The sequence below is a fragment of the Sporosarcina sp. SG10008 genome, from assembly GCF_044569405.1.
GTDB lineage: Bacteria > Bacillota > Bacilli > Bacillales_A > Planococcaceae > Sporosarcina > Sporosarcina psychrophila.
In genome coordinates this window covers 3,313,025-3,334,261 of record NZ_CP172607.1, presented here as the reverse complement: position 1 = coordinate 3,334,261, position 21,237 = coordinate 3,313,025, and the positions used below count along the sequence as shown (strand labels likewise).

Sequence of the window (21,237 nt, the reverse complement as noted above, 5' to 3'; positions counted from 1 at the left end):
TTCTATTAACTCTAGATAATCATGATTTTGCAATAAATAACAAATCTATATCTTCAATGCTAAGCCAGTACGAGTAAGCATTCTAGTCAAACTAAAAAGATACCATGAAAAAACTCCTAATCGGCCAAATCCGATTAGGAGTTTTTTATTTTATCGTCAATTTAAGAACTTTTTTAGTTTTGGAATCAGTATAGTGAAGCTGGTTGTTCACTGCGACTAGATTGACTGAATGGATAGCATTTAGTTGTTGAGGTTTGGATCCATTTGTTTTCATCTTATACAAGAAGCCGCCTTTCGAATAATTACTGAAATAAATCCAGTCATCGATAATGGCGAAATAAGGAGCCCTTACATTGTTAACTTTTTGCTTAGATTTTCCATCTTTCTTAACTCGATACAATGTATCCTTGTCCGAAATACTGCTGTAGTAATAGTATCCTTTGAATTCGATCATCGAGCTAAAGTCGTTCAAGAAACTGTACGTTTTACTCTTGGCAATTGGCCAATCCGCTTCGTTCCATTTATGGTCTTTTCGCAGTTGATCGGCAGAGGCTAGGAAGTATTTATAACTAATAGCACCTTTTACATTCGGAACGGGGTCGTCCCAGGTAATGTCCATGAAGTAATACTGACCGTTTAGATTGACTAAGTTCCATGAATGCTGACCGCCATTTCCATATCCGTCAACATAGTAATTTTCAATACCAAGGCGATTAAGTAGAAGTTGAGCAGCTTTCGTATATCCATCACAAACGGCCACACCTTTTATAAGTGCACCATAAGCTGTAATGGAATCAGAAGGGATGGTGTTATTTTGAAAGTTTTTGTGATCATAAGCAACATTCAATACTAAATAATCATGAATGGCTTTTACTTTATCAAAATTTGTGAAGCCGGGCTTGATAATTTGGGCAAGTACCTTGTCAACCTCTTTTGAAAGAGCTGCTTTATTCTTTTTTATTGTGCTATCAGGGAGTGAGTACGAAAACTCAATGTCACCGTTTGACCATGACATCGCCGAATCAAAATAAAGTATTTCAGGATTTTCACGTACTGCTTTTTGAATAAGCGCGTCAACTTGTTTATATGAAACTTCTGCGCTAACAAATTGCCCAGTACGTTCATTTTTTAACAGAGAGGAACGGATTAAGTTGTATGAGTCCGCTGCTACAGCCGTTTTAAATCCAGGATTTTCATTGCTAGCAGCTTGTGTATGGGTCGAATAACTAGCAAATGACAGTGCGATAAATAAGAGTGTGAAAAATATTTTTTTCAATGGAATTCCTCCAAATTAAAGTGCGCCATTTTAACTATTAATATTCCCTTTAACGCTCTTAATTTAATTATCTGATTAGGACTTTAGTTTACTGACTGTAATTAACAGTAGTATACCATAATGCCTGAGTGTGAGATTGGTAAAGTGTTGTTCGCGCATCAATAATTAATGTTACGAATCTGTAAAACGTCTAGAGAAGAATAAACAGAAATCCTCAAATTCAGGCGTACTCATTACTAAAAGACGTTGGCTATTAATTGTTTAAGAGAAGTGTAAGAGGTTGTAAAGCGTTCTATAAGAGGGGCTCCCTATCATAAGTTAAGAAACGTTTGCAAAGGGACTGGGAAAAGTCTTAGCGTACGTTCACTTTTTATGTCCAAGTAAGGAGCGAATAGGATTGCGGAAAATTGTAGGCATTCTATTGATGGTCGTTGGCTTAGCGGTTGTATTTTATCCGCAACTTGAAAAACAGTACTATGATCGTGGTCAACAGCAGCTGGTAAGGAGTTTTGAACAATTAGGCAATACGGAACAAATTGAGCAGGCCTCCAATCAATCTGAAGATATACTCACGGTGCAGAAATACAATCAGTCAACTGGCGAGAAATCCAAACTATTGGAAGGAGCTCGCGGAATTATTAATATTAACAAAATTGACCTTGAAATGATTATCTTTGACGGGACGAGTCCCGAAACGCTCAGTAAAGGCATCGGTATGATCGAGCCTAAAAAAGAATTCGGCGTCAACAACATTGGTTTAGCGGGACACAGAGCTGTAGCGAAAGGGAAACAATTCAATCGTATGAATGAATTAAGGATAAATGATGAAATTCAAGTGACCACACAAGAAGGAACATATGAATTTGTCATAGTGGACTCATTTATCGTCCATCAATCGGATGTGTCCGTCCTCGATGATCAAGAAGGACCATTTCTCACACTGGTAACTTGCACACCGCTTGGAGCAGTTAATCCGCCGAACCGATTGATTGTTCAGGCGGCATTAAAGAAGTAGCAGTTGCAAAAATCAAAAATTGATATTTATAGAAATTGATATAAATATATTTATTATGAAAAGGGGAATTGGGTATGAAAGTTCGAAATGCGTATTATTGGGCGGACAAGTCGAATAACAAACAGAGAGGAGGGATAGCGTGAAGAAGTTAAACATATTTGCCTTGATGTTACTGCTGATTGGGCAAGCTATTTTAGGACCATTGGCTTCCGCAAGTGCAAACGAATTCAGTGAAACCGAACTGAATGAGGATAATCAGATAATTCAAGTTGAAGCTGCCCAGGAAGAAGTGGGGGGAATAGAACCAGAGATAGAACCAGATGAACCAGTAACAGAACCAGAAGTAACTCCTGGTGAAGATGAAGAAGGTGCCGAAAACGAATCTCCAGAACTACCAGAAAATGAAGTGCCGGAAATTGAAATACCGGAAATTGAAGTGCCAGAGATTGATGTACCAGAAGTTGAACCGGGATGTGAGGAAATTGGAGAATCCCCGGAATGTGAAAAACCAATAGAATGCGATGAAACCGATGAACTATTGGAATGCGAAGACTTGGAAAAACTGCCGTTGGTCGAGGAAAAGGGTGAACCAACAGTAATAACCGAAAATATTCTAACGAGTTTCGAATTAAAATATAAGGATAAGGATGGAAAGCCAATTGAAAATCCTGGTTTTGATTCACTAATTTCGGTGGGTTACAAGTGGGCACTTGTGAATGACCACGGCTATAAAGCAGGATCCACATTTACGTTCAATCTGCCAAAGGAGCTCGAAGTTTACAACGTCATTGAAAAAGAAGAAATGAAATTTAATGGTGAAACTGTAGGGCATTTCGATGTTAGGCTTGATGGCCAAGTTACGATAACATTCACTGAGTTTATAGAGAGTTTTTCAAATATCTCAGGTGATATTCAAGTTTGGACCGAATTAAGTGAAGATATTATCGTTACTGAAGAAGGAACGATAACAATCACGCCGATAGAAGGTGGAGCTTCTATAACAATCCCTCTTACCTTTGAACCAGGTGGGCCAGCTGTCGAAAAAAGTGGGGTGCCCAATAAAATCTATAACTCTGAAACGATTAAATGGACAGTCGATTTCAATAAAACTCTGAAAAAGATTAATAATGCAATCCTGAGCGACCCAATACAAGATGGCCAAGAGTTTAAGGAAGGAACTCTAGAACTTTACCATCTAAAAGTCCAATTGAATGGATCTGTAAGTCTAGGAGATCCAGTGGATCCTAGCAGGTATTCTGTTGGAAAAACAGAAGATGGAAAAGATTTTACAATCAATTTTAATACAGACATCAGCACAGCATATCGAGCCGTATATTCAACAACAATTACGAATCATGACCAAGCAATTTTTACAAACACAGCAACGTTATTATCAGATGGCAGTAATGCTGGAGATGCAACTGCAACTGTTAGTGTTAAGAGAGGGAAGCCGTTAGAAAAACGGTCAAGTCACTATGATGCTAAGACGCAAACAATCACATGGGAAATAAAATATAATTATAATGAAAAGGATATTGCTATAGCGGACGCATTATTGAAAGACTTATTCAATGGTAGCCAGGAGCTTATAGCTGATTCTTTTAACGTACAGAAAGTTGCAATCAATGATAGCGGCGGCGAAGGTGTAGTTGAAGAGTTTACAAATTACACTGTTACTCCAAAATCTGAAGACAATAAAAATGGATTTGAGCTTCAGTTCAATGAAGATATCAATTCCGCTTACAAAATCACCTATCAAACAAAAGCAACTGACCGTGTGTTTGACGGAGAAAAAATCATTAATACAGTTAAAACTGGTGAAATATCAAAGGATGCAGGCAGAGATATTAACCAACAAATTCTGTTCAAATCACATGGAACACCCAATTACAAAGACAAAAGAATCGAATGGACAATCTCCTTTAACAACGACAGTCATGAAATGAAAAATGTGATTTTAACAGATGTCTTTACAAATGCAGGACTTACGTTAGATTCTAGTAGTATCAAAATTACAAACAACACCGGAATGTTAACTGAAGGTACCGATTATGAGTTAACAAAAAACGAACAAGATGAGTTCATTATCGAGTTCAAAAAAACAATCAATACTCCACACACAATTAAATATACAACAGCTTTTGATTACGAAAAGCGAGCAGATAAAGGTAAGAATTATTTACAAAACAAAGTAACGCTCAATTGGAAAGACAAAGATGAAAAAGACCAAACAAAAGAAGCGAAATCTGACTTCACCCCAGATGGTTATACACAGTCCAATGGTTTCAAAAACGGTTCATACAATGCCATGACGCAAGAAATCACTTGGAATGTTGGCGTGAACTATAACCTAAAAACACTTACAAATGCTTCTGTGGAGGACTTCATTCTTGGAAATCAAAAGGTTTTAAAAGAATCGATTGAAGTTCATGAAATGGCTCTCACAGGTGGGGCAAATGGAACAGAAGTGAAGGAATTGATTGAAGGAAAAGACTACTCAACTAGTTGGATTAAAGATGAAAATGGTAATCCAGGATTTGTGGTTAAATTTAACAACGAAATAACTAAGCCGTACATGATAACGTACAAAACAAGCTTGAAAGATTTAGATTTAGTCGAAGCCAAATACGATAACACAGCAACTGTTAAGAATGGCACGGATAAAGAAACAGATCTTACAGCATCCGTTTCAATTCCACACGGTGGAAAATACACAGCCAAATCCGGCTTACAAAATGGGAAAATTATTGATTGGAAAGTCGACATAAACTTTGCCCAATCGAAAGTTTCTAAGGCAAAAGTAACCGATATACCAAGTGCTGACCAAGCAGTTTTGGAAGATTCCATACGTCTATATGCTACGGATGTAGATGAAAAAGGGAATGTTAAAAAAGGTGCATTATTAACGAAAGGCACAGACTATACACTCGATTTCAATGAAAGCCACGATCCATATGCGTTCGAACTTTCATTTATAAATGAAATTAGTGAACCGTATATGTTGGAATATCAATCATTTATTCTAAAAGCACCTGCTAATATTACGAATAAGATTTCATTTACAGGTGAGCATGTTAGAGTAGATAAAACCGAATCTACTAGTACAGTTGAAGTGAAGGTAACAGGTGGTGAGGGCAGTGGTTCAGGTGAACTAGGACGCCTCAAAATAACGAAAACAGATGCTGTAACTGGCGAACTACTTAAAGACGCAAAATTCATATTGATAGACAAGGATAGTGGAACAATTATTAAAACTGGAGTTACTGGTGTCGATGGAGTCGTTAAATTCGACAGATTACTCTGGGGCGATTACCTCTTAGTAGAGACTGAAGCTCCTGAAGGATATCTTAAAAATGAAGATGTGATGCCAATTACAATTAATAAGGCATTCGTCGATGGAGATGCAGAAAAAGTAGGGAACCATGAACCTGTTACGAACAAAAAAATTGTGCGAGCTGTGCAATTAGAGAAGGTAGATAGCGAGGATACTTCGAAGAAGTTAAAAGGTGCTAGCTTTGAATTGAAACACCTAGTTGGAGATCAATTCGAAACGATTGGCTTACTGCCAACTGATGAAAAGGGGATCATCTATAAAGACGGATTGAAACCGGGTGACTATCAATTTATCGAGCGAATTGCTCCGAATGGTTACTTAGTAGATGATACGCCGATTCCGTTTACAATCGGAGAGAACCAACTTGAGGTTGTTAAATTAGACCAGGTAAAAAATGATATTATCAAAGGGGCAGTCGAACTTAAGAAGGTCGACAAAGATAATCCGAAAATCACGCTTAAAAATGCAGTATTTGAGTTGCAAGATGCAACTGGTATAGTGCTTGAAAAAGGTTTGACAACAGATGGCGGCGGAAATATCATTAAAAACGGTTTGAACCCAGGCAGCTATCAGTTTGTTGAAACGAAAGCCCCGTTCGGTTATAAGCTGGATCAGACGCCAATTTCATTCGAAATCGTACCGTCCCAAAATACGATTCTTGAATTGACGGCAAGGAATGAAGTGATCTTAGGTTCTGTGGTCCTTACAAAAGTTGACGAGGACAATTCCGAAACAGCATTGAAAGGCGCAATCTTTGAATTACAAGATGCAACTGGAAATAAAATACAAGATGGACTATCAACGGATAAAAACGGTAAAATCACTGTTCTTAATTTAAAACCAGGAGCTTATCAGTTCGTTGAAACAAAAGCACCTGCATACTATCAACTAGATCAACAACCAATTAAATTCAATATTGAAACTGGAGAGACTTCGGTTACAACTTCAGTCAATGCACCAAATAAATTGGTGACGGGTTCAGTTGAATTAAAGAAAGTCGATAAAGATAACGCTAAATTGGTAGTAAAAGGTGCAGAATTTGCACTGCAAGATACAGATGGGAAAGTACTCCAATCGGCATTGAAAACTGATAAAAATGGTAAGTTACTTGTTACTGACTTGAAACCAGGTAGCTACCAATTCGTAGAAACGAAAGCACCATTCGGTTATGTGTTAGATGAAACACCAATCACGTTTACAATCAAAAAAAGTAAAACGATAGCTGATGTAAAACTAGTAAAAGTCAAAGCAGAAAACGAATTGAAAACGGGCTCTGTAGAATTAACAAAGGTCGACAATGAAGACCCGACAACTATATTAGCAGGCGCGGTATTCAAACTGCAAAATGCAAGTGGCAAGACGATTCAAAAAGGCTTAAAAACGAATAAAGAAGGTAAAATTGTTGTAGATAACTTGAAACCAGGCAAGTATCAGTTTGTCGAAACAAAAGCACCATTCGGCTATGACTTAGATGCTACGCCAGTTAAGTTTACGATTGCCAAAGGCCAATCAAAGATCCTCAAAATTTCAACGAACAATAATTTGACACGCGGTTCCGTGGAATTAGTTAAAGTGAACAGCGATAACAATGCAGTCACTCTAGCAGGTGCAGAGTTTAAATTGCTGGACGAAAAAGGTGAAATGCTCCAAGAAAACCTACCAACGAATGCTGATGGGGAATTGGTTGTAAATGAATTAACACCAGGTAATTATCAGTTCGTGGAGACAAAAGCACCTTTTGGCTATGAATTAGACGATACACCAATTAATTTCACGATTGACAAAGGTCAAACTGAAGCGCGTAAATTGGAAATTCCGAATACGATCATTAAAGGCTCAGTTGAATTAACGAAGTACGATAAAGACAATGACGGTGCGATTTTAACAGATGTGGAATTTGAATTGCTAGATGCAGAAGGCAAAATGCTCAGAGAAGGATTGGTAACAGATCAAACTGGTAAAGTTGTTGTAGAAGACTTAAAACCGGGTAACTATCAATTCGTAGAAACGAAAGCACTATTCGGTTATAAGCTGAATGCAACGCCAATCAAATTTACAATTGTCCTAGGACCAACTGCTGTAGAAACAGTAGAAGCCTATAACGAATTATCAACAGGCTCAGTTGAACTTACAAAGCGTCCCGAACATAATGGGAATGGAACACTTGCAGGTGCAGTCTTTAAACTGCTAGATGCAGAAGGCAACACGTTGAAAGAAGATTTAACGACGGATAAAGATGGTAAACTAGTTGTAGATAATTTAAAACCGGGTAACTACCAGTTTATCGAGACAAAAGCTCCAACTAATTATATTCTAGATACTACACCAGTAAAATTTGAAATTATTAAAGGTCAGACAGTTACGGTACAGGTAATTAAAACAAATAAATATAATCCGTATTATCCACCGGTCGACCCAGGCAAACCAAGTGAACCAGGCAAACCGAGTGAACCAGGCAAACCGAGTGAACCAGGCAAACCAAGCGAACCAGGCAAACCAAGTGAACCAGGCAAACCAAGTGAACCGGGCAAACCGAGTGAACCAGGCAAACCAAGTGAACCAGGCAATCCGGTTGAACCAAGCGAACCGGTTGAACAAGAGAATCCAGGTATACCGGGCAACCCAAGCAACCCAAGCAACCCAAGCAACCCAAGCAACCCGAGCAATCCGAGCAATCCAAGTAATCCAAGTAACCCCAGTCTAGTGATTCCAAGTGAAAAGTTACCACAAACGGGTGAAGCCTTCCCAATTGGCTCAATGGCAGCCGGTATTGGAATGATTCTTCTTGGAGCTTGGATGGTATTGAGAAGAAAAAAATCAAAAAAAACACCAATTGAATTTTCATGACACAATAATGACAAGCAAAACCAGTTAGCTGTTTAGCTGCTGGTTTTGCTTTTTTCTTTTTTTGAGAGAGTATAAAGAGTTCTTTAAGAACGTTGACGTATGATAGAAGTGAAATTGAATTACATACTAATGACCTATTACAATTGATCATGAATTTATTCAATAAGCCATTCATAATTGAAAATCACCAAATCAATGCAAGTATAAGCATTGGGGCTAGCGTTTATCCACGGATTCAAAGCTGTTAATCGAGTATGCAGTTTTAGCAATGTTCGATGCTAAGGGGACTACTGGAAATACGTACTGCGAATATAAGCCAAGCATGAATGGATAACAGTAAGAAATGGGTGTATCTAAAACCCATTTAAGATGAATGGATAGGAGAAATAGAGATGAATAAAAAAGGGATTGACCTGTCAAACAGCGAAGACAATTGTCATGAATAAGAAAAAGATGATTGTTGTCGTTGGTATTTTTGTACTTATACTTATCAGTTTCCGGTTTTTATGGATTTATTACAATTTGACAGCGGATTATCCTTACGCTGAAAAAGGGATACTTGACCTTCGGGATATTGAGTTAACAGATGAAAGGGTAATTACGCTAAATGGCGAGTGGGATTTTTATAACAATCAATTGATTGAACCGGGGAGCTTGGAGAAGCACTTAGCGGACGATGAAAAAATAGGGATAACGGTTCCCGGAGATTGGAGAAAAATAATACCTGAGGATGAAAAATCATCGTATGAATATGGGACCTATCGTTTGCGTATTTTGCTGGATGAACAAAAACAGTTGTTCAGTCTGTATATAAAAGAAATAAGGTCGAATGCCACTATATTTATAAATGGAGAAAAAGTAATGGAATTGGGGCGTGTAGGTGAAGATTCCGAATCAGCAAAATCTGATTTTCGACCAGTTGAAGTGAGTCTGGAAAAACACGAAACAGAGATTGATTTGCTAATACATGTTTCGAACTATAACCCCGCTTATCCAGCAGGCATTACCAAAACGATTAAATTTGGAACATCATCTGCCATTAAAAAAAGTCAACTAGTTTCTTATTTAATGCAATTTACATCAGTAGTCATTCTGCTAATGCACAGCGTTTATACACTAGTCATCTTTCTTTTATTTGGAAGAAAGAAGGAATTAGTTTTTCTTTCGCTTACGTTCCTTTGTGCTGCGATTTCGATTCTCATAGATGATGATAAACTATTGCTTTATTTGTTTCCGGCGATTAGTTGGACGTGGTGGGTGAAGCTGCTTTATCTTTCATATGCAAGCAGTGTTTTTTTTATGTTGCAATTTTTCAAACAGATACTGATGGAAAATTCAATTCATAAAACAAGGATATCTATTCCGTTCAAGGCGCTTACAGTTTTGTATCTGTTATTTGTCATATGTGTGTTACTAGATTATAAGATGATGATCGCTCCATTGTTTAGGGTTATTATGTTCTTTATACCGGCGATTATTCCTTTCACTTTGAGTAAAGTGGTAGCGCAAGGCAAGGCTTACGCAATCTACTTTCTACTTGCGACGATTAGCATTGCCTCCAGTATTTTATGGGGATGGATTAAAAATCATGCTTTTTCGACATTACCCTACTACCCATTTGAAATCATCATTGGTGTTATTCTTTTTGCAATCTATTGGTTCAAACGTTTTTTCCAAGCAACAGATGAAAGTAAGGAACTGACTGTGAAATTGCAAAAAGAAGTCAAAAGAAAAGATGACTTTCTAGCGAATACATCTCATGAATTAAGAAACCCTCTACACGGAATCATGAATATTACCCAAACGATTTATGACAGCGAAAAGGATAACTTGACCGAAGAAAACAAGAAAAACTTACAAATTCTGATGTCTGTAGGCCGCCGTATGTCAATGATACTGAATGATCTTCTTGATATTACTAAACTGAAGGAAAATGGCATTAAGTTACAAGTTAAAGAAGTGGACCTCTCATCAGTTGTATCGGGTGTATTTGATATGCTCCAGTTTTTGAAGGAAGGGAAAAGCATTACGTTTAGGCAAACGGGCCTCGAGACATTTCCAAGGGTGGAAGCTGATGAAAATCGTCTTTTTCAAATACTATTTAATTTAGTTCATAATGCAGTGAAGTTTACAAATGAGGGAGAAATCATCGTTTCTGCAGAAACTCAGAACGACATGGCTGTTATTCATGTGCATGATACTGGTATTGGTATAGATGCTGAAACAATGAAATCTGTTTTTCAGCCATACGAGCAAGCGGACCCTAAGATAACAGCATTTGCAGGCGGAATTGGACTTGGACTGAGTATTTGCGATCAGTTAGTTAAATTACATGGAGGATCGATTAATGTCAAATCGACTGTGGGAAAAGGGTCTACGTTCACTTTCACATTGCCGATTGCCTCGCAACAAAAGAGAATTGCTACTAACCAGTCTATACGACAGGTTATACCGGAGATAGCTAGCGGGAATCAGGAGACAATAGATCAGATTTTGAATGAAGAATTGCCATGCATATTAGTGGTAGATGATGATCCGCTTAACTTAGCGATGGTCGGGCAAATGTTGGTAGCTGAACAATTCGATGTTGTTACATGTACAAGTGGAAAAGAAGCCTTGGTTTTATTGGACAAAGGAAGATGGGATCTCGTTATATCGGATGTAATGATGCCAAATATGTCTGGTTACGAGTTGACACAGAAAATACGGGAACGCTTTCCGATTTCGGAACTTCCTATTTTACTGTTGACAGCCCGTAGTCAATTAGAGGATATCCAAACCGGTTTTCATTGTGGAGCCAGTGATTATGTTACTAAACCCGTAGAAAAACTTGAATTGGTGACACGCGTAAAGGCCTTAACCGATTTGAAAACGTCGATTGGCGAACGAGTAAGAATGGAGGCTGCGTGGCTGCAGGCACAAATTCAGCCTCATTTCTTATTCAATACCTTAAATACGATAGCGGCACTTAGCGAGATCGATCCACCCAAAATGGTGGAGTTGCTAGATAAGTTCGGGAATTATTTGCGTGCTAGTTTCGCAAGCCATAATTTAAATCAAGTGATCCAACTAGAGACAGAATTAGAGCTCGTTCGTTCCTATCTGTTCATTGAACAAGAACGTTTTGGGGATCGATTGAGTGTAGAATGGGAGATGCGTGGGATACCGGCTATTCAAATTCCTCCGCTTTCGATTCAAACAATCGTAGAAAATGCCATTCAACATGGTGTCTTAAAACGACCTGAAGGCGGGACTGTCCAAATAAAAGTGCTAGAACAGAAGGACTTTATAGAAATTATAATAATGGACGATGGAGTAGGAATACCCGAAGAGAAATTGAAGAGTCTGCTAAACTACCATACAGAAGAACAACGAGGAATAGGCTTGCTTAATACAGACAAACGGCTCAAACAGCAATTCGGAAGTGGAATTGACATAACAAGTGTACCAAATAGGGGAACGACCGTTACATTTATCGTTCCAAAAAAAGAATAACACACGAAAAACGCCGCTGCCAATTCAGGCAGTTGGCGTTTTCTGTTTGATTACGTTATAACGAGGATCGATTCATAAAGTTCATTTGTTGCACGTCCTGGTAAAATGTCGAGATCCTCCAATAATTGTTTCTTGAAGTCATGGTACACCTTAATGGCATCCCCTCGGTTCCCAACGTCAAGGTGGTAGTGCATAAGTTGCTGTAAAACATGTTCGGAATATGGATTATAGTTGAGCAGAATCTGTAAAAAATGCTGTTTTTTATGTAACTCCTCATTCTTAGAGTAATAATCAATCATCTTTTGGAGAAGCTGCAACAGTTTTTGACGCATACTTTGTGTTTTGGCTGCGGCCCATTCATAGCCGTTCTTATCCATATAGTCGCCGCTATATTGCTGAACTACATGTTCGAATACCTGAATAGTATCATGATCCACGTCAGTATAATCAGCTAATACCCGCTCCAGTTCAATCGCATCGCATTGGAATCCATGTAGCTCCAGTGCATAGCATTGATCTGAAAAAGTTAACGAGCCTGGGTAGCCCACAGAATCCAACATTTTACGCAAATGCGAAATTGACGTATGGAGTTGAATCTTAGCCTTTTGGTATTCGCTCTCCGGCCAAAGCAAATCGATAAGAGAGTCTCTGTTCATAGACGTATTTAGATGTGTAATGAAAACAGCAAACAGTTCTTTTACTTTTGCCGTTTTCCATTTGACAGGTTCCTCTTGGCTGAAGACAGTAAACTCATCAAAACAGAAAATTTTCAGGGAAGGAGAGGTATCTCGTTCATTTACTGAAGATTTATCACTCAAAAGCAGCTGTTCTTGAAGACGCATCACTGTTTTTTCGAGGCGCTCTTTCATAATAGGCTTCAATAAATAATCAATCGAATGCAATTCAAAAGCTTGAATCGCATAATCCCGATAGGCAGTCACAAAGACAATATATACATCTTTTTTTCCTTTTTGAATGAGTTCAGCTAAATCCAATCCGCTAAAGCCCGGCATTTCGATATCCAAAAAGGCCACTTGAAAATCAAGGTGCTTCATTTCCTTTAAAACATTAGGTGCATTTGAAAAAGTTTTAACGACTTCGACAGTACCTAATTCATTTAACTTGTTCTCTAAATGTTTCAAAGCCAACTGCTCATCATCGACTAATATTGCACGTATGACGAGAATCACCTTCTTTCCTGAAAAGAAACGCTTTCTTTCTATTATCTCAAGAGTGTCACAGACTTGCAATATTTAACAAATAACTGTTTGGCGGAGAGTGCAAGGAAACATGTCAGGAGTTTTCATCCGGTTAAATATAAATTATTGAGGCCGACTTGGAAGGTATCTGGTATCGGAGCTGTTTTGATAAAAGGCTGTGAAACAAATTAGTTGTCTGAGTCGTTTCGGATTAGACTGGGTGACTGTCACCCAGTCTAATAGTCGCGCGGCCAATCATATATCCCGCCACCCGATCATAACCGCCGGGCTGCCGATCATATATCCGGCCTACCAATCAAAACCGCCGGACTGCCGATTATATATCCTGCAAACCAATCAAAACCGGCGGACTGCCGATCATATATCCGGCCATCCAATCAAAACCGGCGGACTGCCGATCATATATCCCGCTAACCAATCATAACCTGCGGGCTGCCGATCATATATCCTGCCACCCAATCAAAACCGCCGGGCTGCCAATCATATATCCCACCACCCGATCATAACCAACGTTCAACCGATCATATATCCCGCCAACCGATCATAACCGCCGCGCTGCCGATCAAATATCCGGCCATCCAATCAAAACCGTCGCGCTACCAATCATATATCCCACCACCCGATCATAACCACCGTTCACCCGAGCATATATCCCACCAACCGATCATATATCCGGCCATCCAATCATAACCGTCGCGCTACCAATCATATAACCCACCACCCGATCATAACCGCCGGGCTGCCAATCATATAACCCGCGACCCGATCATAACCGCCGGGCTGCCAATCATATATCTCACCACCCGATCATAACCGCCGGGCTGCCGATCATATAACTTGCGACCCGATCATAATCGCCCGGCTGCCGATCATATAACTCGTCAACCGATCATAACCTCCGCGCTGCCGATCATATATCCCATCCGACTCTCCTCAATTTGAGAATAGAATCACTAGAACTATATTTAGCACTAAACAAACATTCAATTCACGCTATACGCCACCAAGCCCTTAGCATTGGCATACAATGCCGCGTTTGTTCGATCGGCAAGATCTAACTTTGCTAATACCTGACTGACATGTTTCTTTACAGTAAACTCTGTAATATATAAAGCCTGTGAAATTTGTTTATTTGAATGACCCAACCCGAGTTCGAGTAATATCTCCTTTTCCTTCGGTGTTAGCTGTTCGATATGCCTATCATTTTCAAAAGGGCTTTCCTTCGATTTTATCACCAAATCAAACACCCCTGGATCATAATACTTTCTACCTCTGCCGATAACTCCGAGGGCATGGATCAGTTCTTCAGGTAATGCCTCTTTTAATATATAGCCATCGACTCCTATTTCTTTTGCCTGTTTAAAGTCGTGCTCTTCCGTCGATGAAGTTAGCACAACGAATTTACAAGTTATTCCTTGTTGTTTCGCTTCTGTAATTAATTCCAAACCGGATTCATTTCCCAAGCGAAGATCCACTATCGCCAAATCAGGTGTAGTGTCATGGAATAGAGTTAGCGCGTCCTTTCTATTTGCTGCTTCACCTAGGATTTCAATTGCTCCATCTATAGTAAGGATAGATGTTAATCCTTTTCTTACTAATGGGTGATCATCGACAATAACAATTTGCATTAGCCACTCACCTGGACCTTCTCAAGTATTTTTGCGGTTGGAATTTCGATTTGTATTTCTGTCCCTATCCCGTGTAATCCACTTATCAAAAACGTTCCTGCAAAAGTACTTACAAGACGTCTCATATTGAAAAGACCGATTCCTTTTTCCGGTTGGCCTTCGGGTATGTGCGAATTAATTCCGATTCCATTATCATGAATTTCCAATACAGTTTTCGCGTCAAGTAAAGATAATCTGACTTCAATAGCCGTGCACTGGCCATGACGAACGGCATTTCCGCAAGCTTCACAAATAATTCTATAGAGTGCTTGTTTTAGTTCGCTTGATAGTAAAGCTTCATCACCCGTTATCTGATAATCAATTCGTATATCACTTAACCGTGCGTACTCGTCAAAATAGTTTTGCAGCCCAACTTGAAAAGATTTTTCGCCATTCTTCGTCGAGTTGAGACCGTATATCGTCGACCGTAGTTCCTTTAATGTAGTGTTGGCAGATTGTGAAAGAAATTGATATTCATCATTCAACTCAGTACTTGTCATACTTTTACTTTTTGTTTGTAAACTATGCAGAGAATAAACAATACCGACCAATCTTTGCGAAACACTGTCGTGGATTTCATTGGAGATACGATTTTGTTCCTTACTTACAATCATTTGCTCCTTCATTGAATCTGTATGAATTCTTTCGAGCATTATTTCACTAAGTTCGGCTAAAAACTCAAAAGGGCGATTGAAGAGTAATGTTTCTCTAGCCTCACTTGAACCGGAAATCTTAACGCCGATAACGCCGATAGTAGTGGAGGTTCTAATGACTTTCATCCCGTACCAATCCTCGTTAATTTTACTGACAAACAGTTCATTCTCCAGACGTATAGTATTCCATTCTTTTTTTAGGCCAGTTTCAATATGGGGATTACTCGTAGAAGATGCTAGGTAGCTATTTTGATGATTTATATCCGTTAACCAAAAGAATACTTCATCACTATGTGTAAGCTTGATGATAGATGCTATTATTTCTTTCATTATCATTTGAGGGCTTGAATTATCCATTAGGTGGAACAGTGATATACTGTGCTCCAATGTAGCTAGATACATATCATTCGTTTCGATGTTTTTTTTGGGGACGCGTGCTTTTCCTATATAGAAATGGGGAGTTTTCTTATGGCACCTTTTTAACATAATAACTAGAGTTTTTTTGATTTCCACTATTACTCCTCCTCATGGCATAATAAAACCTGACTAAATTGAACATATTGTCCAAATCTAATCAGGCCGGTTGCACCAATAACTCCATACATCCAAGGTGCCCATATAGAGGATGTATTTCACAGTTTCCGTTAATTATATTCTATTTTATAGTTCAGTATAACCAAGTTCCTCTAAATATCACGTCGCCTCTTGCGGTTGAAGAGGTTCTTTTTTTTTGTTATTAACTTGTATTTTAGCGAATTAAGACTTTTCAGTTACTTACTGCCCATCAGTAAATCAATATACAAGGTTACTTCTATAAGGTAGAGCTGTTCATCGAAGTAGAAGTGAACTGGTACGAAAGTGCACCGACTCTACACTAAAGTAGAAAACCGGGGTAGACAAACGATATCAGAAAATTACTCTTTAGAGTGAGGATGCCCGACTGGAATACTCCTATACTAAAAGTAGTTACAAAAATGGTAACGAGCCGAAAAAAGCATTGGAGGAGATTTCCATGAAAAAGTATGACACCTACTAAAGGGGTGTCAAGGATCACAACAGCTGCCAAACTATGAAAATGGTGCATGCAATCAAGGCTACTTTATCAGGTGAAAATGAACTCATACCTTAGATCGAAGAAGAAAATAATTTCTTCCAAGTCGCAGGGAAGAACAAAGAACAAGCATTCAATAAAAGCGAAAAAATACAAACTAATTGGAGGAAATTAAAAATGGGTATTAAACAGAAGCTAGCAATGGGTATCGCAACTGGGGCATTGGCTGTAAGTATGATTGGCGGGGGAACATATGCTTATTTCAACGATGTAGAAACAATGACGAATACATTCGCAGCAGGTACTCTGGATTTATCGCTAAACCCTGAGACAATTATTGGTGTAACTAAGATTAAGCCTGGTGACTGGATGGATCGCACTTTCAAATTAGAGAACAAAGGTAACCTTGATATTTCAAAAGTATTTTTAACTACTGAATATACTGAAACGGTAGCAGGTTTTGCGGATCATATTGTGGTAGACTTCCTTAAAAATGAAGATAAAGGCAGTATAGCTGGACCTAGTAATGTGATTAAATCCATGACTTTAAGCCAATTGGCAAATATGTCAGCGGATGCAGTTAAAAATGAATCACCGAAATGGTTTGGATTACAGGGTGGAGAAAAAAGCGGGATTAAGGCCGGTACAACTGATAATATGTACGTGAAAATTAGATTTAATGAAAATGGTGAAGATCAAAACGCTTACCAAGGCGCTTCCTTAGAACTGAAATGGAAGTTTGATGCACAGCAGACAGCTGGAGAATCGAAATAAACTATATCCCGGGAGGAGAGCACTTCTCCTCCTTCCTTTTATTTCATCAATCAACCAACGCTCTTCCTTATATATATTTCTCAACATATAACTCGATTTTGTGTTTTGAGGAATATACGTAAGAAAAATCCAGTGGTAAAAAATCGAAAGGCGGGATCAGGTTGAAAACCAGCCGAAGGCGCAAACGTAGGAAAAAGCATCAAGGTTCATTTCTATCTTTAAAATTGGCACTCATATGTTATTTAGTCATCTTTAGCATTAGTTATATGTCGTCTAACACGTCTGCGTATCTCAGTAGCCAGTCGGAAGTTTCCCAGATGATCACTGCCGAATGGGAAGTTCCGGTTGTTCTCATTAATCAATGCAGTGAGGAAATTGAAAAGGATGCTATAACGGGTAAGGAAATCAAGATCGACCGTGAGAACATAGATAATAAGCCTAAGGAAGAAAACGATAAGGACACGGTATCGGGTGAGGAAACCGAAGTCGACTGCCTAGACAAAGATGATAAGACTAAGGAAAAAGAAGAGCAGGATGCTGCACCAAGCGATGTCGATTGCAAGCGCGAAGATGATAAGTCTGTTGGAGAAAACGAACAGGATGCTGTATCAAGCGAGAAAATAAAGGCCGACTGCAAGAATATAGATGATGAATCAAAGGAAGAAATTGAAAAGGATAAGGTCATAGAAGGTGAAGATGATAAAGCAGATTCGGATGCTAACAAAGAGAACGAGCAGCAGAAGCCTGAAGATGACGGTCAAAAACAGCCGGACGTCAAGGATGGATCTGTTGATGAATCTACTGAAAAGAAACCGGATGAAAAGGATTCTGTAGAAAGTAAGGCTCCAGAAAATAACTCTGAAACAAAGAATGAAGCTGAAGTGAACGCTGTCGTAAAACCAGAAAATAACACAAAGAAAGTAGAAGGTGATACAAATGAGAGAGAAGAAATTAATGAAAAAGAAGAAACGAATGAAGAGGATAAGTAGCATCGTCTCAGGCATATTGATGGTTCTGCTGATTAGTGTAGCTTCCATAGTGGTCATCACGAAAATTTCAGGCGGTGAGCCACAGCTTTTCGGTTACCAATTAAAAACAGTTCTGTCGGGGTCTATGGAGCCTGGAATCCTAACGGGTTCAATCATCTCCGTAAAACAAGCTGTAGATAAAACCAATTTTAAAAAAGGTGACGTCATTACATTCCAAGAAGCAGAAAATATTTTGATCACACATCGGATTACTGAGGTAGTCAAAAGTGGAGACTCCGTACTTTACCGGACAAAAGGCGACAACAACAATGCAGAGGACATGAATCCAGTTATGTCTGACAATGTGGTAGCGGAGTACACTGGTTTTACAGTGCCTTACGTAGGGTACTTCATTAACTTTACCCAGTCGAAGAATGGTGCTTTTTTGCTATTAATACCTGGATTCCTGCTGCTACTCTACTCGGGGTTTACGATTTGGAGAGCACTTGGAGAAATCGAATTGGCTCCGAAAAAAAAGGTGAATATAGTGGGGGAAGATGGCGGAGAAAGTTCTTCCTGAATCGATCGCTAAGATATGTAAGGAGGCATTACCATGAGTAAACTGTTTCGAGTTTTCCCGATTCTTTTATTAATAAGCGGAATATGTTTCTTTCCCGTTACGAGCGTATTTGCAGATGGTGAAGACAACGCGGGCAAGGATGATATAGACATCAGTATTTCACCAAATGATACGTTATTTGAAATCAGCAATATGAAGCCTGGTGACTGGGCGCCTCGGACCATTACAGTCCAAAACGTAGGTAGCAAAGATTTTGCCTACCAAATGCAGTTAGAAAACAGTGGAGAAAAAAAGCTGTTCAACGAGCTACTGCTGGAAATAAAAGTCGACGGCAAGGAATTGTATCAGGGCAAATTGGCTGCATTTAAATCTCTGCCCGCAAGAAAACTTACACGCGGCGGCGGGGAGAATCTGGACATCACTATTCGTTTTCCGGAGCACCTTGGAAATGATTTTCAAGGCCTTGGGGCGGCATTTGTTTTCACTTTTACGGCGGAAGGAAGAGATAACCCGGGGAATGGAGGAGGCGATAACCCAGGGGACGGAGGAAGCGATAACCCTGCGGAGGGAGGAAGCGATAACCCTACGGAGGGAGGAAGCGATAACCCTACGGAGGGAGGAAGCGATAACCCTGCGGAGGGAGGAAACGATAACCCTACGGAGGGAGGAAGCGATAACCCTGCGGAGGGAGGAAGCGATAACCCTGCGGAGGAAGGAAGCGATAACCCTGCGGAGGGAGGAAGCGATAGCCCGGCGGTTCAAGTCACAATACCAGGACAGATCGACAGCGGCGTTCCAACAACAGCCGGGTTCAACTTGCCTGCCACGTCAACAAATATATTTAATTTGATGTTAGTTGGTTCTGTACTTGTGGCAGGTGGAATTGTGTTGATGATCATCAGGCATTACAGAAGGATGAAGATAGCTCAATAGCCACGTAAATGACTCAAATGGCTAATTGGTTAAAGAGAAAATTTTGAAAAGCTGCCTGTGCATGGCGTATCGTGCCTTGGTAGCTTTTCTGTTTTTCGTCAAAACTGAAGTGAATATGAGATGAATCAACACATCCTTTATTAGCTGGAGGTGATGTAATTTGCTGAAAAAAATGGCTGTGATTATGCTGGCGAGTGGACTATTTTTCATTGGCTACGCCAGTGTGCAGCTAAAGTCCGCACAGCAGTCGGAAAAAGTAGCACTGGTTCAGGCAAAGGGGGAGTTGGAAAAACAAAAAATAAAGTCACCCCAGCTTGAGTCATCCCATCCCGACCTGTCTTTTCAGAACGGTCAAACAATCGGCATCCTGCAAATTCCCATTATTCAAAAAGAGCTTCCCATTGTGGAAGGGACGGATGACGATGCTTTAAAGCAAGGCGTTGGTCACTACACAGGCACCGTTTATCCCGGGCAAAAAGATCAAATTCTGTTATCGGGACACAGGGACACTGTGTTTACCGGATTGGACAAATTGCAAAATGGCGATACAATCATTATGGAAATGCAGCATGGTACCTTTACATATGCCGTTGTGGATACGGAAATTGTAGATGCAAATGATACAACAGTCATCCGTTCTACAGCACCGGAAGAAATGCTGACTTTATCCACATGCTATCCATTTCGGTATATCGGCAATGCACCGCAACGGTATATTGTTTATGCGATACCGAAGTGAAATAAGTACCTACTAAACTTCGTTATTCAAAAAAAGCATTGAACAACAAAAAAATCCAGCCAATCTCATAAATGGCTGGATTTCTCTATGTCTAACACCTAAAACTATCCCTATTTCTTCTCACCAATCAGAAAACCGAACAATTCCGACCAATCAGTAATCCGTGGGAAATCCAGGTGTCGATTATACGATTGGCTTTTGGCAAACAATTTAAGGGGATGATTCCTCAAGGTTTCAAGAACCGCAGGCTTGTCATCGAAATAATAGTCTAGGTTCAAATCCTTGATGATGTTGACTTTGTCTTCGTCTTTCATGCCGTAATAAAACCTGTCTTTGTCAACAGGAAACCCATTTTCAATCATCCACTCGATTGTACGCTTGCCATGAACGTCGGGTCTCGCCGTAATATAATAAATTTCATGACCTTCTTTATCCAATCTTTGTAAGGTTTCTACTGCATCTGGATAGGGAGGACAGGATGTGAAATAGATTTCTTCCAATGAACGATTCCACATTTGACTGCCTTGTTCAGCAGTCATGTCAAAAAGCTCATGAATTTCAACCTTATCCAACGCGTGGAAGAGATCCACCGCCACTGTCCGATTCAACTTCGTGTTGTAAAGTTGAAAAGCATGTTCCCTTAAATTAATCAACGTATCATCAATGTCAAAACCGAATTTCATAT

13 protein-coding genes and 1 riboswitch are annotated in these 21,237 nt (G+C 39.4%); of the genes, 8 read left to right on the top strand and 5 right to left on the bottom strand.

From position 1 onward, the window contains the following. Nucleotides 1-145 precede the first annotated feature (145 nt). Nucleotides 146-1,276: a DUF5050 domain-containing protein gene (locus ACGLYD_RS15740; RefSeq protein ID WP_338655108.1), complete on the bottom strand. Its 1,131-nt coding sequence runs from the start codon at nt 1,274-1,276 to the stop codon at nt 146-148. A 397-nt stretch (nt 1,277-1,673) separates the two neighbouring features. On the opposite strand from ACGLYD_RS15740, the gene ACGLYD_RS15735 reads away from it, so the two are divergent. The 3 genes from ACGLYD_RS15735 to ACGLYD_RS15725 all read left to right on the top strand — a co-directional run bounded on the left by ACGLYD_RS15735 (nt 1,674) and on the right by ACGLYD_RS15725 (nt 11,967). After that, nucleotides 1,674-2,291 (top strand): class D sortase, encoded by a 618-nt coding sequence (locus ACGLYD_RS15735; protein ID WP_338655109.1) that lies wholly within the window; start codon nt 1,674-1,676, stop codon nt 2,289-2,291. Nucleotides 2,292-2,430: 139 nt separating this feature from the next. Then, nucleotides 2,431-8,472: a SpaA isopeptide-forming pilin-related protein gene (locus ACGLYD_RS15730; protein ID WP_399629104.1), complete on the top strand. Its 6,042-nt coding sequence runs from the start codon at nt 2,431-2,433 to the stop codon at nt 8,470-8,472. A gap of 438 nt (nt 8,473-8,910) precedes the next feature. Beyond that, entirely contained in the window at nt 8,911-11,967 is a 3,057-nt protein-coding gene (locus ACGLYD_RS15725; protein WP_399629101.1) for an ATP-binding protein, read from the top strand. Nucleotides 11,968-12,017: 50 nt separating this feature from the next. Here ACGLYD_RS15725 and ACGLYD_RS15720 read toward each other — a convergent pair whose 3' ends face one another. The 3 genes from ACGLYD_RS15720 to ACGLYD_RS15710 form a co-directional block, all read right to left on the bottom strand. After that, nucleotides 12,018-13,157 carry a response regulator gene (locus ACGLYD_RS15720; protein ID WP_399629098.1) on the bottom strand — a complete coding sequence of 380 codons (1,140 nt, stop codon included), beginning with the start codon at nt 13,155-13,157 and terminating at the stop codon, nt 12,018-12,020. Between the two features lie 1,013 nt (nt 13,158-14,170). Beyond that, entirely contained in the window at nt 14,171-14,815 is a 645-nt protein-coding gene (locus ACGLYD_RS15715) for a response regulator (RefSeq protein ID WP_399629096.1), read from the bottom strand. Further along, nucleotides 14,815-16,020, bottom strand: a complete 1,206-nt coding sequence (locus tag ACGLYD_RS15710; protein ID WP_399629093.1) for a sensor histidine kinase — start codon at nt 16,018-16,020, stop codon at nt 14,815-14,817. Before ACGLYD_RS15710 ends, ACGLYD_RS15715 begins: the two co-directional genes overlap by 1 nt. Before the next feature lie 57 nt (nt 16,021-16,077). Then, nucleotides 16,078-16,159: riboswitch (cyclic di-GMP riboswitch) on the bottom strand. A gap of 576 nt (nt 16,160-16,735) precedes the next feature. Between ACGLYD_RS15710 and ACGLYD_RS15705 the strand changes: the two genes are divergently transcribed. From ACGLYD_RS15705 to ACGLYD_RS15685, 5 genes are all read left to right on the top strand, one after another. Further along, nucleotides 16,736-17,332: a TasA family protein gene (locus ACGLYD_RS15705; protein WP_399629090.1), complete on the top strand. Its 597-nt coding sequence runs from the start codon at nt 16,736-16,738 to the stop codon at nt 17,330-17,332. Nucleotides 17,333-17,649: 317 nt separating this feature from the next. After that, nucleotides 17,650-18,321 (top strand): hypothetical protein, encoded by a 672-nt coding sequence (locus ACGLYD_RS15700; protein WP_399629087.1) that lies wholly within the window; start codon nt 17,650-17,652, stop codon nt 18,319-18,321. Continuing rightward, the gene (gene sipW, locus ACGLYD_RS15695; protein ID WP_231885714.1) at nt 18,269-18,880 is read left to right on the top strand and encodes a signal peptidase I SipW; all 612 of its coding nucleotides are present in this window, start codon (nt 18,269-18,271) and stop codon (nt 18,878-18,880) included. The genes ACGLYD_RS15700 and sipW overlap by 53 nt, the downstream gene beginning before the upstream one ends. Before the next feature lie 33 nt (nt 18,881-18,913). Continuing rightward, nucleotides 18,914-19,813, top strand: a complete 900-nt coding sequence (locus tag ACGLYD_RS15690; RefSeq protein ID WP_399629084.1) for a hypothetical protein — start codon at nt 18,914-18,916, stop codon at nt 19,811-19,813. 160 nt (nt 19,814-19,973) lie between these two features. Next, nucleotides 19,974-20,552, top strand: a complete 579-nt coding sequence (locus ACGLYD_RS15685) for a class D sortase (protein WP_399629081.1) — start codon at nt 19,974-19,976, stop codon at nt 20,550-20,552. 110 nt (nt 20,553-20,662) lie between these two features. On the opposite strand, the gene ACGLYD_RS15680 is transcribed toward ACGLYD_RS15685, so the two are convergent. Next, nucleotides 20,663-21,235 carry a 5' nucleotidase, NT5C type gene (locus ACGLYD_RS15680; protein WP_399629079.1) on the bottom strand — a complete coding sequence of 191 codons (573 nt, stop codon included), beginning with the start codon at nt 21,233-21,235 and terminating at the stop codon, nt 20,663-20,665. Nucleotides 21,236-21,237: the final 2 nt, after the last annotated feature.